This window comes from Candidatus Scalindua japonica (genome assembly GCF_002443295.1).
GTDB classification, from domain to species: domain Bacteria; phylum Planctomycetota; class Brocadiia; order Brocadiales; family Scalinduaceae; genus Scalindua; species Scalindua japonica.
On record NZ_BAOS01000029.1, the window covers coordinates 34,844 to 50,444 of the forward strand.

General features: G+C 39.5%; 21 protein-coding genes. All 21 read left to right on the forward strand.

From position 1 onward, the window contains the following. Nucleotides 1-27: 27 nt before the first annotated feature. The gene (rpoC, locus tag SCALIN_RS16925) at nt 28-4,146 is read left to right on the forward strand and encodes a DNA-directed RNA polymerase subunit beta' (protein ID WP_096895639.1); all 4,119 of its coding nucleotides are present in this window, start codon (nt 28-30) and stop codon (nt 4,144-4,146) included. Between the two features lie 16 nt (nt 4,147-4,162). Then, on the forward strand, nt 4,163-4,534 hold the full coding sequence (gene rpsL / locus SCALIN_RS16930) for a 30S ribosomal protein S12 (RefSeq protein WP_096895640.1): 372 nt from the start codon (nt 4,163-4,165) through the stop codon (nt 4,532-4,534). 42 nt (nt 4,535-4,576) lie between these two features. Then, nucleotides 4,577-5,050: a 30S ribosomal protein S7 gene (gene rpsG / locus SCALIN_RS16935; RefSeq protein ID WP_096895641.1), complete on the forward strand. Its 474-nt coding sequence runs from the start codon at nt 4,577-4,579 to the stop codon at nt 5,048-5,050. Nucleotides 5,051-5,068: 18 nt separating this feature from the next. After that, the gene (fusA, locus tag SCALIN_RS16940; RefSeq protein ID WP_096895642.1) at nt 5,069-7,132 is read left to right on the forward strand and encodes an elongation factor G; all 2,064 of its coding nucleotides are present in this window, start codon (nt 5,069-5,071) and stop codon (nt 7,130-7,132) included. A 41-nt stretch (nt 7,133-7,173) separates the two neighbouring features. Next, nucleotides 7,174-8,376: an elongation factor Tu gene (gene tuf, locus SCALIN_RS16945; protein WP_096895643.1), complete on the forward strand. Its 1,203-nt coding sequence runs from the start codon at nt 7,174-7,176 to the stop codon at nt 8,374-8,376. 15 nt (nt 8,377-8,391) lie between these two features. Continuing rightward, entirely contained in the window at nt 8,392-8,709 is a 318-nt protein-coding gene (gene rpsJ / locus SCALIN_RS16950) for a 30S ribosomal protein S10 (protein ID WP_096895644.1), read from the forward strand. Nucleotides 8,710-8,764: 55 nt separating this feature from the next. Next, nucleotides 8,765-9,400 carry a 50S ribosomal protein L3 gene (gene rplC, locus SCALIN_RS16955; protein WP_096895645.1) on the forward strand — a complete coding sequence of 212 codons (636 nt, stop codon included), beginning with the start codon at nt 8,765-8,767 and terminating at the stop codon, nt 9,398-9,400. After that, nucleotides 9,397-10,014: a 50S ribosomal protein L4 gene (rplD, locus tag SCALIN_RS16960; RefSeq protein WP_230406646.1), complete on the forward strand. Its 618-nt coding sequence runs from the start codon at nt 9,397-9,399 to the stop codon at nt 10,012-10,014. Before rplC ends, rplD begins: the two co-directional genes overlap by 4 nt. A gap of 32 nt (nt 10,015-10,046) precedes the next feature. Next, nucleotides 10,047-10,328: a 50S ribosomal protein L23 gene (locus SCALIN_RS16965; RefSeq protein ID WP_096895646.1), complete on the forward strand. Its 282-nt coding sequence runs from the start codon at nt 10,047-10,049 to the stop codon at nt 10,326-10,328. A 31-nt stretch (nt 10,329-10,359) separates the two neighbouring features. Then, nucleotides 10,360-11,196, forward strand: a complete 837-nt coding sequence (gene rplB / locus SCALIN_RS16970) for a 50S ribosomal protein L2 (protein ID WP_096895647.1) — start codon at nt 10,360-10,362, stop codon at nt 11,194-11,196. Between the two features lie 38 nt (nt 11,197-11,234). After that, nucleotides 11,235-11,504, forward strand: a complete 270-nt coding sequence (gene rpsS / locus SCALIN_RS16975; RefSeq protein WP_096895648.1) for a 30S ribosomal protein S19 — start codon at nt 11,235-11,237, stop codon at nt 11,502-11,504. Nucleotides 11,505-11,548: 44 nt separating this feature from the next. Further along, nucleotides 11,549-11,887, forward strand: coding sequence for a 50S ribosomal protein L22 (gene rplV / locus SCALIN_RS16980; RefSeq protein WP_096895649.1), 339 nt, complete (start codon nt 11,549-11,551; stop codon nt 11,885-11,887). 79 nt (nt 11,888-11,966) lie between these two features. After that, nucleotides 11,967-12,638 (forward strand): 30S ribosomal protein S3, encoded by a 672-nt coding sequence (gene rpsC, locus SCALIN_RS16985; RefSeq protein ID WP_096895650.1) that lies wholly within the window; start codon nt 11,967-11,969, stop codon nt 12,636-12,638. Continuing rightward, nucleotides 12,613-13,032, forward strand: coding sequence for a 50S ribosomal protein L16 (gene rplP / locus SCALIN_RS16990; protein WP_096895651.1), 420 nt, complete (start codon nt 12,613-12,615; stop codon nt 13,030-13,032). Before rpsC ends, rplP begins: the two co-directional genes overlap by 26 nt. Then, complete coding sequence (gene rpmC / locus SCALIN_RS16995) at nt 13,029-13,253, forward strand: 50S ribosomal protein L29 (protein WP_096895652.1); 225 nt, start codon at nt 13,029-13,031, stop codon at nt 13,251-13,253. Before rplP ends, rpmC begins: the two co-directional genes overlap by 4 nt. A 9-nt stretch (nt 13,254-13,262) precedes the next feature. Beyond that, entirely contained in the window at nt 13,263-13,520 is a 258-nt protein-coding gene (rpsQ, locus tag SCALIN_RS17000) for a 30S ribosomal protein S17 (RefSeq protein WP_096895653.1), read from the forward strand. A gap of 19 nt (nt 13,521-13,539) precedes the next feature. Continuing rightward, entirely contained in the window at nt 13,540-13,908 is a 369-nt protein-coding gene (gene rplN, locus SCALIN_RS17005; protein WP_096895654.1) for a 50S ribosomal protein L14, read from the forward strand. Nucleotides 13,909-13,941: 33 nt separating this feature from the next. After that, complete coding sequence (gene rplX / locus SCALIN_RS17010; protein ID WP_096895655.1) at nt 13,942-14,277, forward strand: 50S ribosomal protein L24; 336 nt, start codon at nt 13,942-13,944, stop codon at nt 14,275-14,277. A 28-nt stretch (nt 14,278-14,305) separates the two neighbouring features. Continuing rightward, on the forward strand, nt 14,306-14,845 hold the full coding sequence (gene rplE, locus SCALIN_RS17015) for a 50S ribosomal protein L5 (protein ID WP_096895656.1): 540 nt from the start codon (nt 14,306-14,308) through the stop codon (nt 14,843-14,845). A gap of 52 nt (nt 14,846-14,897) precedes the next feature. Next, a complete protein-coding gene (locus tag SCALIN_RS17020) occupies nt 14,898-15,083 on the forward strand; it encodes a type Z 30S ribosomal protein S14 (protein WP_096895657.1) in 186 nt (61 codons plus the stop codon). A gap of 46 nt (nt 15,084-15,129) precedes the next feature. Continuing rightward, entirely contained in the window at nt 15,130-15,528 is a 399-nt protein-coding gene (rpsH, locus tag SCALIN_RS17025; protein ID WP_096895658.1) for a 30S ribosomal protein S8, read from the forward strand. The last annotated feature ends 73 nt before the right edge of the window (nt 15,529-15,601 follow it).

Here is a 15,601-nt window from a genome sequence, read left to right on the forward strand (position 1 = left end):
TTATTTTTATTGATATAAGGATAGGTTATGACAGCTGGTACATATGAAAAAATAAATGAGTATAGCTCTGTAAAAATATCCCTGGCATCAACTGAGGATGTTAAGAGTAGGTCATATGGTGAGGTAAAAAAACCGGAAACAATAAATTATCGTACATATCGTGCAGAGAAGGACGGTTTGTTTTGTGAAAGAATTTTTGGACCTGAGCGTAATTGGGAATGCTTCTGTGGGAAATATAAAGGGATAAAGCATAAAGGTGTTGTATGCGATAGGTGCGGGGTTAAAGTTACTCATTCTCGTGTAAGAAGGAAAAGGATGGGCCACATAGGATTGGCGGCACCGGTAGTACATATATGGTTTTTTAAGGCAATGCCTTCGAGAATAGGAACGCTATTAGGTATGAAAACTAATGTCTTGGAGAGGATAATTTATTTCCAGGGCTATGTTGTTATAGATGCTGGGACTACACCTCTTAAAGAATATCAATTGTTGACGGTAGATGAGTTTGCGGAAGCTCAGGAAAAATATGGAGTAGGTAGTTTTAGTGCAGATATGGGGGCCGAGGCAATACGGACCATACTTAGAAATCTCGATTTAGAGAAAACATCAAAGGATCTCAGGATAGCACTTAAAGAAACAAAATCAAAACAAAGAACAAAGGATATAATAAAACGGCTTGCTATTGTTGAATCTTTTAAAGATTCTGGAAATGAACCAGAGTGGATGGTAATGGATGCAGTGCCTGTGATTCCTCCTGATTTAAGGCCTTTGGTATTGTTGGAGAGTGGGGACTTTGCAAGTTCTGATCTTAATGATCTTTACAGACGAATAATAAACCGAAACAATCGGCTTAAAAAACTCATAGATCTTAATGCTCCAGAGGTAATAATACGTAATGAAAAGAGGATGTTGCAGCAGGCGGTGGATGCCCTGTTTGATAATGGGAGGGGAAAGCGTCCTATTTTAGGGAGCAATAGCCGGCCTTTAAAGTCTCTTACTGATATGATTAAGGGAAAGCAAGGGCGTTTTAGGGAAAATCTGCTGGGTAAAAGAGTTGATTATTCGGCACGTTCTGTAATAGTTGTAGGTCCGGAACAAAAGCTAAGTCAATGTGGTATTCCTAAAAAAATTGCATTGGAACTGTTTCAACCATTTATCATTAGACGTTTAAGAGAAATCGGGTTGGCAGATACGATAAAAAGTGCAAAAAAAATGTTGGTGAGACAGGATGAAGAAGTATGGGACATCCTCGACGATGTGGTAAGAAAACATCTTGTTTTGCTTAATAGAGCTCCTACATTACACCGTATGGGAATACAGGCATTTGAGCCGATTCTTGTAGAAGGGAATGCAATTAAGCTTCATCCTTTAGTCTGTCGTGGTTTTAATGCTGACTTTGATGGAGATCAAATGGCAGTTCACTTGCCTCTTTCTGTTGAGGCACAGATTGAAGCAAGAACGTTGATGTTGTCGACTAACAATATTTTTTCTCCTGCGTCCGGTGAACCTGTGATTACTCCTTCACAGGATATTGTTCTGGGTATATATTATCTAACCACTATGATAGGTAGTAAAGAAAGCGAAGAAAAACTAAAAAGTTTTAGTCATTATGATGAAGTGTTAATGGCTTATGCGTTGAATAAAGTCAGAGTTCATACTCAAATCAAACTCAGGTTGGACAATGGTAAAATTGTCAGAAATGAAGCTGGAGAGCTGGTTCAGAAAGGGTTATGTGCAACTACTGTTGGTCGCGTTGTTTTTAATGAGACGCTGCCTCCTGAGATGCCGTTTTATAACTATCCTCTTGACCATCAGTCAATAAAAAGTGTAATCCAGGATTGTTATAAAATACTTGGGAAAAAAGCAACTATCGACCTGCTAGACAAAGTAAAAGAGATCGGATTTAAGGAGTGTACAAAGGCTGGTCTCTCCCTTTCAATAATGGATTTAAGAATGCCTAAGAAGAAGTCTCAAATATTGGAGAAGACCCAGAAAGAGGTTGAAAAGACACAGAAATTATACCATAGAGGTATAATAACGGAGGGTGAGAGGTATAATCAGGTAATTGATACTTGGACATATGCGGGAGAAATGGTAGCAGAAGAGATGCTTGATGAACTTAAAAACGATATAAGAGATGGGAAACCGTATGTGAACCCGGTTTATTTAATGTCTGCATCTGGTGCCAGGGGCAGCACGCAGCAGTTAAGGCAGCTTGCGGGTATGAGGGGCCTGATGGCGAAACCTTCGGGAAAGATAATAGAGATGCCAATTAAAGCAAACTTTCGCGAGGGATTAAGTGTATTAGAGTATTTCAGTTCAACTCATGGTGCGAGGAAAGGCTTGGCAGATACTGCTTTGAAAACAGCAGATTCTGGGTATTTAACCAGGAAACTAGCGGATGTAGCACAAAACGTTATCATAACCCGTTATGATTGTGGGACAGTTAATGGGATTAGTAAGAGTGCGGTATATAGAGGGGATCGTGTAGAGGTTCCTCTTTACAGAATAATAACAGGAAGAGTTTCCTTGAACAATATTGTTGATTTAATTAAAGACGAAGAAATTGTAAAGGAAAATGAGCTAATTACTGAAGAGAAAGCAAAGAGAATTGAAGCGCTGGGATATGAAAAGATTCGTGTGCGTTCTCCATTAACGTGTGAAGTTGCGCAGGGCATGTGTGTCAAATGTTTTGGTATGGATCTCTCTAAAGGCAAAATGATAGAAGAGGGTACAGCAGCAGGAATAATTGCTGCTGAGTCTATCGGGGAGCCTGGTACTCAGCTAACGATGAAAACATTTCATATTGGTGGAACTGCGACACGCTCAATTGAGGAGTCAGAGATTAAGGTCAGGAGGGCGGGTAGGGTCAACTATAGCGATGGTCTGAATGTGGTAGAGAATCCGGACGGCGAAAATATTACTCTCAGCGGTAATGGAGAAATTTATATTGTTAACGATAAAGGTCGTCAGATTGAAAAGCATGTTGTGCCGCTTGGTGCATCGATTCTGGTAAAAGATAACGAAAAAATAGCAGTGAATCGAGCAATTGTCAAATGGGATCCTCATATGACTCCAATTCTGGCTGAGATGTCGGGAAAGGCCCGTTTTGAAGATATAATAGAAAATAAAACGATGCGGAAAGAATATGACTCTGTAACGCGTATTAAAAGAAAAGTGATTGTAGAGCATAAAGGTGACCTTCATCCTCAAATAATTATTGAGGACAGTACCGGGAAGATTCAGGGGCTTTACCCGATACCGGAAAAAGCGCATATCGAAGTAGAAGAGAATACAAAGGTTGTTGCTGGAACACTTCTTGCCAAGACACCCAGGGAGATTACAAGGACGGAAGATATTACTGGTGGATTGCCACGAGTATCAGAGATTTTTGAGGCAAGAAGACCAAAGGATCCTGCAGTGATGAGTGAGATAGATGGTACGGTTGAACTTGGTGAAAAGAAGAGGGGTAAAAGGACAATAATAGTAAAAGGTGAATCAGGAATGGAGGTAGACCATCTTGTACCTCGTGGTAAGCACTTGCGGGTTCATAGGGGAGATCGTGTAAAAGCGGGAGATGCATTAGTTGAAGGTCCTCTTGTTCTTCAAGATATTTTGAGGATATGTGGTGAAGAGGAGTTGCAGCAGTATACGTTAAAAGAGGTTCAAAATGTTTACCGCTCGCAGAATGTGCCAATCGATGATAAGCATGTTGAGATAATTATTGCGCAAATGTTAAGAAAAGTGGAGGTAAGCGAACCCAATGATACGGATTTGTTGCCGGGAACAGTTCTTGATAAATTTAAATTTAAAGCAATAAATATGGAAGTTACGCAAAAAGGAGGCAAGCCTGCCGCAGCAGAGCCACTGTTGTTGGGAATTACCAAGGCGTCCGTTCAATCTGAAAGCTTTATTTCTGCTGCATCATTCCAGGAAACAACTAAGGTGCTGACTAAGGCTGCTTTGGAAGGGAGCAGGGACAAGCTTGTGGGGTTAAAGGAAAATGTGATTCTTGGGCATTTGGTTCCAACTGGCACAGGGTATAAACCGTACCACAAGATGCTTATGAAGAAAGATGAAATAGAAACAACAACAGATGATAAAATAGAAGAGAAGGGTGAGTTGTTGTCAACATTGTCCAATTGAGATAGGGGAATAACAAATGCCTACCATAAATCAGTTAGTAAGAAAAGGTAGAAAAAAAATAAAAAGTAAAAGTAAAAGCCTTGATTTGGAAAGATGTCCACAAAAGAAAGGCGTTTGCCTTCAGGTCATGACGCGGACACCAAAAAAACCAAACTCTGCTTTAAGGAAAGTGGCCCGCGTTAGATTGACTAACGGAAAGGAAGTTACGGCTTATATTCCGGGTGAAGGTCACAACCTGCAGGAACATTCTATCGTGTTGCTGAGGGGTGGGAGAGTGCGAGACCTGCCGGGTGTAAAATATCATATAATAAGAGGTAGATTGGACACGGCTGGTGTAGAAGGTAGAAAGCGTGGTAGGTCTAAATATGGGTCTAAGAGTCCTAAATAATTTCTGAATTAATTTGTTAAATAGTGAAGTGGGAGGCAATACATGGCGCTGGAATATAGAAGTACAGAATCTTTTCTTAAGCCTGACGTACGTTTTGGAAGTATGTTAGTAACTAAGTTTATTAATAACTTAATGCATAAAGGAAAGAAGAGTGTTGCGGAGAAGCTGTTTTATAAAGCCATGGATGTGATAAAAACTAGATTTGAAGATAAAGAACCGCTAGAGATATTTGAAACAGCTGTTGGTAATGTGAAGCCGTTGGTTGAAGTGAAATCAAAGCGTGTTGGTGGAGCCACTTATCAGGTGCCGATTGAGGTGTCAAAAAAGAGACAGATGTCACTGTCGATAAGGTGGATTCTCGCTGCAATGCGAAGCAAAAAGGGTAAGGCGACATATCTAAAACTTGCAGATGAGCTTACTGACGCATATAAAAAGCAAGGTGTATCAATTACAAAAAGGGAAAATACACACAAAATGGCGGAAGCAAACAAGGCTTTTGCTCATTTTGCATGGTAGTGTTTAATTGAGTATATTATGGGAAAAGATAAACTAACTAACCTTAGAAATATTGGAATTGCCGCTCACATAGATGCGGGGAAAACAACAACTACGGAACGTATACTCTTCTATACCGGAAAGAATTTTAAATTGGGTGAGGTTCACGAAGGTACTGCAACCATGGACTGGATGGAGGAGGAACAAAAACGTGGTATTACTATTACGTCCGCCGCAACCACATGTTTCTGGAATGATTATCAGATAAACGTAATAGATACTCCGGGACACGTAGATTTTACCATCGAAGTTGAAAGATCTCTGAGGGTTCTTGACGGTGCAATATGTGTTTTTTGTGGCGTTGGGGGTGTTGAAGCGCAAACTGAGACCGTGTGGAGACAAGCTAATAAATATAAAGTACCACGGATCTGTTTCGTTAATAAAATGGATAGAATGGGTGCTGATTTTATAAAAGTATTTAATGATATCAAAGAAAAATTAAACAAGAACATTGTTCCAATACAACTTCCCGTTGGTAAAGAAAAAAACTTTGATGGTATGGTTGATTTAATAAAAATGAAGGCTATAATAACTACCCGTGATGATGACAAATCTGGCTCAGAGTTTGAAGAGCGTGAAATACCTGAGAATTTGTTGGAGGATGCAAAGGTATATAGAGAAATGATGCTGGAGGGCATTGCTGACAAGGTAGATTGGTTTATGGACAAATATTTAAGTGAGAATGCCTTCAGTGAAGAAGAAATTATGAGTGCTTTGCGTGAAGGGACTATAAAGTATGGTTTAATGCCGGTATTGTGTGGGTCAGCTTTTAAAAACAGGGGAGTTCAGCAGCTGCTTGATGCAGTGTGTAGTTATTTACCATCACCTTTGGATATTCCTCCTGTAAAAGGTATAAATGTAAAAGATGATTCTGACACAGAAATGAAGCCTGCTGTAGACGAGCATTTAAGCGCTCTCGCTTTCAAGATAGCATCAGACAAACATGGGGATCTAACATATTTACGTGTTTATTCCGGTACGCTTACATCAGGTCAAAGGCTTTATAATCCAAGGGCAAGAAAGAAAGAACTGGCAAGTCGTCTCTACAGTATGCATGCGGATAAACGTGAGCAACTGGAGAGTGCTTCGGCAGGTGATATTGTGGCAGTAGTGGGGTTTAAAGATACTGGTACGGGAGATACGATATGTGAAGAAGCTCATCCTGTAATTCTGGAGAAAATAGAATTCCCGGAAACAGTTATCTCTATGGCGATAGAGCCTAAGACAGAAGCAGAAAAAGAGAAATTGGCCCTTGTTCTGGCTAAATTGGCTAAAGAGGATCCCACTTTTAAGGTCCATACTGATAATGAAACAAGCCAATTGATTATTTCTGGAATGGGTGAGTTGCATCTTGAGGTCTTAAAAAACAGGATGCTGAGTGAATATAAAGTGAATGCAAATGTTGGGGCTCCTCGGGTTTCATATAGAGAAACAATAGGTCGAGAAGCAGAGATAGACGAAAAATTTGTAAAGCAGACAGGTGGGCGTGGACAATACGCACGTATAGAAATTAAGCTTGAACCGCATAAAGGAGAAAAGTCAGTTGAATTTGTAGACCTGATAAAAGGCGGTGCTATTACTAAGCCTTATATAAAATCTATAGAAAAGGGTATCATAGACACGGCAAAGAGTGGTGTGTCTGGTGGTTATCCTCTTGTAGATATAAAAGTGACGTTGTTGGATGGAGATATGCACACTGTTGATTCGTCAGAGTTTGCCTTTTATAATGTTGCGGGTATTGCCTTGAGGAAGGCAGTAGAGAAGGCAAAGTCTATATTGCTAGAGCCAATAATGAAAATAGAGGTAACAGTTCCTGAGAGTTATCTTGGTGATGTTCTTGGCGATTTTAATAGTAGAAGAGCTATAGTCGACGAGATGGTTAATGATGGAGATCTAAGGATAGTTAAAGGCAAGATACCGCTAGCTGAAACGTTTGGATATTCGAGCGTTATTAGGTCGATTACTCAAGGCAGGGGAACGTATACTATGGAGCCTTGCGAGTATAAACCGGCACCGGCTAAAGTTTTTAGCAATGTAACATAATTTTAGATAATTAATAAGCTGTTTTAGGAGGTGAAAGAGGTATGGCGAAGGAAGTATTTGAAAGGACTAAGCCACATGTAAATGTTGGCACGATAGGTCATGTGGACCATGGTAAGACTACGTTGACGTCGGTGATTACAAATACAATGGCGGCGAGTGGGCAAGCCAAGGCGAGGGCCTTTGATTCAATAGACAATGCGCCGGAGGAGAGGGAGAGGGGTATAACGATAGCGATAGCGCATGTTGAATATGAGACAGAGAAGAGGCATTATGCTCATGTTGATTGTCCTGGCCATGCTGATTATGTAAAGAATATGATAACCGGTGCTGCTCAGATGGATGGTGCAATATTGGTGGTGAGTGCGCCGGATGGTCCTATGCCTCAGACGCGAGAGCACATATTGCTTGCGAGGCAGGTGGGTGTTCCGAGGATAGTTGTATTTATGAATAAGATGGACCAGTTGGAAGATCCCGAGCTGGTGGAGTTGGTAGAGATGGAGATTCGGGAGTTGTTGTGTAAATATGAGTTTCCGGGTGACGATATACCTGTGATCAAGGGCTCTGCGATAAAGGCTGCAGAATGTGCCTGTGGGAAGAGGGAGTGTGAGCATTGTGGTCGTATACACGAGTTGATGGATGCGCTTGATAGTTATATACCTGATCCGGTTCGTGAGACGGACAAACCGTTTTTGATGTCAATAGAAGATGTGTTTAGTATAAAGGGTCGAGGGACTGTGGGCACAGGCCGAATGGAACGTGGTGTGTTAAAGGTTGGAGACGAGGTAGATATCGTTGGTATGGTCAAGGAGATAAGAAAGACGACTTGTACAGGGGTTGAGATGTTTAATAAGACTCTTGAAGAGGGTATGGCTGGTGACAATGTTGGCGTGTTGCTGAGAGGGGTTGAGAAGGATGATTTGGAGCGAGGTCAGGTGTTGGCGAAACCAGGCAGTATAACACCGCATACCAAGTTTGAGGCGGAGGCATATATATTGACGAAAGAAGAGGGTGGCAGGCATACGCCTTTTTTTAATGGATACAGGCCTCAGTTTTATTTCAGGACAACGGATGTAACAGGAGTGGCGACGTTATTGGGTGGTGCGGAGATGGTGATGCCCGGTGACAATGCTAATTTGCAGATAGAGTTGATAACGCCGATAGCGATGGATAAGGAGTTGCGGTTTGCCATAAGAGAAGGTGGAAAGACCGTAGGCGCTGGTGTTGTTACTAAAATTATTGAATAAATAGAATATTAAGCCATGGGAAACAATATAGATTATAAAATCAGGATTAGGATGGAAGCTTACGATCATAGGATACTCGATCAATCTGCTGCGGAAATAATGGATACTGCCAAACGCACGGGAGCAAAAGTGTCTGGCCCGATTCCTTTGCCAACCCGTATGGAGAGGTATACGGTTCTTCGCTCACCGCATGTGGATAAAAAGTCCAGAGAACAATTTGAAATTAGAACTCACAAGCGGCTGATAGATATCATTGAGCCAACTCCGAAAACAGTTGATGCATTGAATAAACTTAATATGCCTGCTGGGATCGAGATAAAGATAAAAGCATAGGGCTTTGTTGAGTTTTAAAGAAAGAATTTTTGGTAAAATTTTATAGGTGCTTTATATGATTGCAGGATTACTCGGAAAAAAATTAGGTATGACTCAGATTTTTAGTAAGGAGGGCGGGTTGATACCGGTAACGTTATTGCAGGCAGGTCCTTGTGATCTCTTGCAAATAAAAACCAATGAAAATGATGGATATTCAGCCTTACAGCTTGGATTTGATGAGAGGAAGAAAAAGAGGTCTTCGAAAGCAGAGATAGGGCATTGTTCAAAGGTAAAGACAGGGGTGAAAAGATTAATAAGGGAGTTTCGTACCGATACAATAGGTGAAGAATATAAGCAAGGACAGGCTCTGACAGTTGCTGTTTTTGATGATGTGAAGTCGATAGATGTTACTGGTACCAGTAAAGGTAAAGGCTTTGCGGGTGCTATGAAGAGGTGGGGTTTTCGTGGAGGTCCAGCTACACACGGGTGTACTACGCCAAGGAGTGCTGGTTCCGTTGGTGCTGGTACAAGCCCAGGACATGTGCATAAAGGTAAAAAGATGGCGGGGAGAATGGGTGGTAAGAGAATTACAGTGAAAAACCTGAATGTAATAAAGGTAGATACGGATAGGAATCTTCTTGTAGTTAAAGGGGCGGTGCCTGGTCCAAATGGTGGATATATAATTATACGAAAGAGTAGAAGCGAATTATGATAAAAGTGCCAGTTTTTGATAGTGATGGAAATTCTTTGGAAGATGCGTCTTTTTCAGAAGAAAGTTTTGGTGGTAAGGTGCGTATGGGGCTATTGAGAGATGTGGTTATTATGCACGAGGCAAATCATAGGAGGGGGACGGCATCGACTAAAACTCGTGGAGAAGTCAAGGGTGGTGGTAAGAAGCCGTGGAAGCAGAAACATACGGGCAGAGCAAGGGTAGGTGATATTCGTTCTCCGATATGGAAAGGTGGTGGAGTTGTTTTCGGGCCTAGACCAAGAGATTACTCTTTTTCTATGCATCGTAAGGCTAAAAAGGTTGCTTTGCAATCTGCGATTTTGTCTAAATTGAAAGATAATGAAGTGGTATTGGTTGATAAGCTTGAATTGGATTCGCCAAGTACAAAGAAAATGGCAAATTTATTAAAAAGTTTGGAAATCAGAGAAGGTTGTCTTCTCGTGATTCGAGAGTTCGATGAAACGATTTGGAAATCTACCAGAAATATTTATAACGTGAAGGTCAGGGTTTCTTCTGACTTGAATGCGTATGATGTGGTAAAATACAAGAAACTGCTAGTGGTTAAAGATGTTTTAGATAATCTGAAATTTGAATAAATTAATCGAAGGTAAATTAAGAAAATATTATTATGGATTATTATCAGATAGTTAAAAAGCCTTTGTCTTCAGAAAAAAGTGTGGGAGATAGAGAATCGTCAAATTCATATCACTTTGAGGTAGATAAAAAGGCAAATAAAATCCAGGTGAAAGAGGCGATAGAGAAGCTGTTTGAAGTAAATGTTTTAACTGTTCGTACTTTAAACAGAATTGGAAAGACAAGGAAATATAGAAATAAAATATACAAAACAAGTGGGTGGAAAAAGGCAATAGTGACTTTGAAAGAAGGAGACCGGATTGACCTTGGTTACTAAAAAGTTATGAAAATTTGAAAGTGTGATATAAATGGGAATAAAACGATACAAACCTACGACTAATGGAAGGCGGCTTGGAACTGTCTCTGATTTTTCAGAGATAACAAGAGTTGCTCCTGAGAAAAAATTATTGCTTCCTGTTAATAAAAAGGGGGGAAGAAATAATGAGGGTAAAATTACCGTCAGGCATCGAGGTGGTGGGAGCAAGAGAAAGTATAGAATTGTTGACTTTAAAAGAGATAAGCATGGGGTTCCGGCTAAAGTTGCCACGATAGAGTACGACCCTAATCGTTCTGCCAACATCGCATTGCTGCATTATCTCGATGGCGAAAAACGTTATATATTGGCACCTGTTGGTTTGGTTGTTGGAAATCAAGTAATATCTGGTGAAAAAGTAGAGCTTCAAACGGGGAATAGTATGCCTCTAAAAAATATTCATTTGGGGATAGAAGTTCACAATATTGAATTAAGGCCTGGAGAGGGTGGAAAAATTGTTAAATCAGCAGGAAGTGTTGCTCGTGTTTTAGCTAAAGATGGTAAATACGTACAAATAGTGCTTCCTTCCGGTGAAGTCAGAAAGATTTTCCATGAATGTAGAGCTACTGTGGGTCGTGTTGGTAATACCGATCATATGGGCAATAGACTTGGAAAGGCTGGTAGGAGCAGATGGAAAGGGCGCAGGCCGCATGTAAGAGGTACGGCAATGAATCCTGTAGCACATCCTCTGGGTGGTGGTGAGGGTAGGAGCCACGGTGGTAGGCATCCATGTTCTCCGACAGGCGTTTTGGCAAAGGGTGGAAAGACAAGAAAGAGGAAGGCTACAAGTAATAAATTCATAGTAAGAAAAAGAAAGTCTAGGCGTAATTAATTCTAGTTAATATTAATTTATAAAAAAGAGTTTAAATTATGGGACGTTCAGTTAAAAAAGGCCCTTATGTAGATAGTAAATTACTTAAGAAAGTATTAAAGCAGAGGGATTCTGGTGTTAAAGACCCAATACGTACATGGTCTCGAAGTTGTATAATTATTCCGGAATTTGTGTCGCATACATTTATGGTACATAATGGTAAGATTTTCCAAAAACTGTTTATTATGGAAGATATGGTTGGACACAAACTTGGAGAATTTGCACCAACGAGGACTTATAGGGGTCATGGTGGAACAAAGAAGAAGTAAAAGTTTTAACGTAGATTGAATTTATATAATAATTAAATATTAAAATGAATTTTAAAGCAAGCTGTAGATATGTTAAGATGTCTCCGACAAAAACTAGATATGTTGTTGATCTAATAAGGGGAAAGTCAGTAAATCATGCTTTAGAGGCATTGAGATTGACAAATAAAAGGGCGTCTTTCTTTGTCGATAAAACGCTGAGGGCGGCAATTGCAGGTGCCAGTGAAAACCAGAGTATAGATATTGATTCTTTGTATGTAAAAGAAGTATATGTAGACGGTGGTCCGGCACGTAAATGGTTTAGGCCAAGGGCAAGAGGCGTTTCGTCAATGATAAAAAAACGTACAAGTCATATATCTCTGGTATTGTCTGACGAGAAGGAATAGGTATAGGTTCTTTGTTTGCAGAAGAGGCTTGTATTTATATAATTTCATTTTTTCTGAATTATAGTTTAGAAAGGCAAAAATGGGTCAAAAAGTTTGTCCAATAGGATTCAGGCTGGGAATAACAGAAAGCTGGCGTTCGCGGTGGTATGCAGATAAGAAGAAATTTGGCAAATTGCTTGTCGAAGATCAAAGAATAAGAAAATACATTAAAAAAAATTACCGTTTCACAGGAATTCCGAAAGTAGAAATTGAAAGAACGCGCGACGAAGGTGCTAAGATTATTATCTATTCTACAAGGCCTGGTTTAATTATTGGTCGTAAAGGCTCTGAAATTGAAAAATTAAAAAACGGTATTGAAAAAATAGTTGAGAAAAGTGTAGAGATCAAGGTTCAGGAAGTTGACAAACCGGAGTTGGAGGCTCAGTTGGTAGCGGAGAACATCGCTGAACAATTACAAAAAAGAGCAGCTTTTAGAAGAACAATAAAAAAAGCTATAGATGGGACAATAGGACTGGGTGCGAAAGGTATAAAAGTTCAGGTTTCAGGGCGTTTAGCCGGGGCTGAGATAGCTAGAACGGAAGGTGCTACCAAAGGAAGTATCCCTTTACATACGTTAAGGGCAAATATTGATTATGGATTTGCAGAATCTATGACTACTTATGGTACGATCGGTGTTAAAGTATGGATATATAAAGGGTTGGTTGATTTGGAAAAAGGAGTAAATTATGCGGTTGATGCCAAAAAGAGTTAAATTTAGAAAGACTCAAAGGGGAAAAATAAAAGGTAATGCTACAAGGGGAAACACTGTATGTTTTGGTGAGTTTGGTTTGCAGGCTATTGAACAGGGCTGGATTACAGCTCAACATATTGAGGCAGGTAGGGTTGCAGCTACACAATATATTTCAAGGGAAGGGAAATTAGTTATAAGAATATTCCCTCACAAACCGGTTACTGCAAAACCTATTGAAACCAGGATGGGCAAGGGTAAAGGTGAGCCTGATAAATGGGTAGCTGTTGTTAAACCGGGTACTATTCTATATGAGCTGGGAGGCGTGACAGAGGAGATGGCAAGACAAGCGTTTAATAGAATTGCTTACAAGATGCCAGTGAGGGTTGTTTTTGTTAAGAGGAGAGTGGCGATTTGAAGGCGAGTGAGATTAGAGAAAAATCGCATCAGGAAATGCTGGATGAGCTTGAGGCTTGCAAAAGAGAGTTGTTAAACTTCAGGTTTCAATGGCAAGCGGGCGAAATACGTAATTCGGCACAATACAAACAGATAAGAAAAGATATTGCAAGATTAAAGACCGTTTTGAGGGAAGTAGAATTAAGAAATAATACAGATCATACTAAGAAGAAAGAGGAATAAGAGTACATAATGGAAACTGAAAATAATAAAAAACACCGGAAGGCTGTAATAGGTGTAGTTTCAAGTAACAAGATGTTAAAAACGATTACGGTAAAAGCAGAAAGGCGTGTAAAGCATCCCAAATACGGAAAATATGTTAAAAGAGTAACTGTTTACAAGGCGCATGATGAAGAAAACAAAGCGGTTAACGGAGATAGGGTGGAGATTGTAGAGTCACGGCCAATAAGTAAGGATAAGCGCTGGCGATTAGTACGTATTGTGAAATAAATATAAGGAAGTTGATAAAATGATAATGGAACAAACCATGTTAGATGTTGCCGATAACTCGGGAGCAAAAATGGCAAAATGTATTAAGGTGCTTGGAGGATCAAGACGTGTTTATGCATCAGTTGGTGATATCATTGTGGTTGCGGTAAAGAAAGCTATTCCAAATGGTGTTGTAAAAAAGGGTGATGTTGCTAAAGGTGTGATTGTTAGGACTAAGAAAAATATAAGACGTGAGGATGGTTCTTATTTAAAGTTTGATAGAAATGCGATTGTGATTGTAGATGATGATGGAAGCCCAAAGGGTACCAGAATATTTGGTGCCGTTGCCAGGGAGTTAAGGCAAAAAAATTTCATGAGAATTATTTCATTAGCTCCTGAAGTAGTTTAAATATAATAATATGAAAGGGATTTTTTAAAAGATATGCATGTAAGAAGAAATGATATTATACAGGTTACTGCTGGTGATGACGCTGGAAAAACTGGTAAAATATTGAATGTTATGACAAAGCAGAACCGTGTTGTTGTAGAAGGTGTAAATTACATCCAAAAGCACGTAAAGCGTAGCGAGAAAAACCCTCAGGGGGGTCGTGTGCAAAAGGAGGCTCCTATATCAGCATCTAATGTGTTGTTAATATGTCAAAATAAAAATTGTGAGAAAAATGGGAAGGGTGTGCGAACCGGAAGCAAGTTTCTTGAGAATGGTGATAAGATCAGGGTTTGTTATAAATGTGGAAGCGAGATTGTTGCTTCCGAGTAAAATTTAAAAAACAGAAATATAAAAAAGAATGGCGCGATTAATAGAAAAATACAAAGAGGAAATTGTACCTAAGTTGATGGAAAAGTACAGTTTGAAGAACAAGCTGGAAGTACCAAAACTAGAGAAAATTGTTATAAATATGGGCGTTGGGAGGGCAAAAGAAAATAAAAAGCTTCTTCAGGATGCGATGAAGCATCTTGCAATACTTTCATGTCAGAAACCTTGTATGACTAGGGCTCGTAAGGATATTGCCGGTTTTAAGTTGAGAAAGGGTGATCCTGTTGGATGTAAAGTTACACTTCGTGATGTAATGGCATATGAATTTATGGATCGGTTGATAAGCATTGTTTTACCAAGAATTAAAGATTTTCGTGGCCTTTCGGCTAAGTCATTTGATGGTAGAGGCTGCTACACTTTGGGTATAAGCGAATTAGCAGTATTTCCAGAGATAGATATCGACGATATTGAATTTGTTCAGGGTATGGATATTACCTTTGTGGTATCTGTTAAGTCAGATGAACAGTCACGTGAAATGTTGAGGCTATTTGGAATGCCTTTTAGATCATAATTTTTTTGATAATTTTAAATTAATAATAGATTTATAAACACACGGAGTATATATGGCAAGAAAAGCATTGATAGTAAAATCTAAGAGGGAACCAAAATACAAAACTCGAAGGTATAATAGGTGCCAGCTTTGTGGGAGGCCAAGGGCATATTACAGAAAATTTCAAATATGTAGGTTGTGCTTCAGGGGCCTTGCTTCCAAAGGTGAGATTCCTGGTGTGAAGAAGGCAAGTTGGTAGAGTAAGAAATAAAAGATTTTTTAAAAGTGCATAGGGGTTTACTAAAATGAGTATGACTGATCCGGTTGCAGACATGTTGACGAGAATACGTAATGGTATTATGGTTGGTAGAGAAGCAGTAAATATTCCATCATCACGTATTAAGATAGGTATAGCAAAAGTTTTGAAAGAGGAAGGTTTTATAAACGATTTTAAGGAAATTCCTGACGAAAAACAAGGCGTGCTGAGGGTATATCTGAAATACGGGCAATTAAACCAGAAAGTAATTAGCTATATAAAAAGAGAAAGTAAGCCAGGCAAGAGAATATATAAGGGTGTTGAAGATATCGGTAAGGTTCTTAATGGTATTGGAATATCAATATTTTCGACTTCAAAGGGAATTTTGAGCAATAAAGAGTGTAGAGCACAGAATATAGGCGGAGAGCATATTTGTACAGTGTGGTAAATAAGATTATTAATTGCTTTTTTTAGACACGGAGTTAACTTTACTAAATTTATTAATTTTTAGCAATACAGAA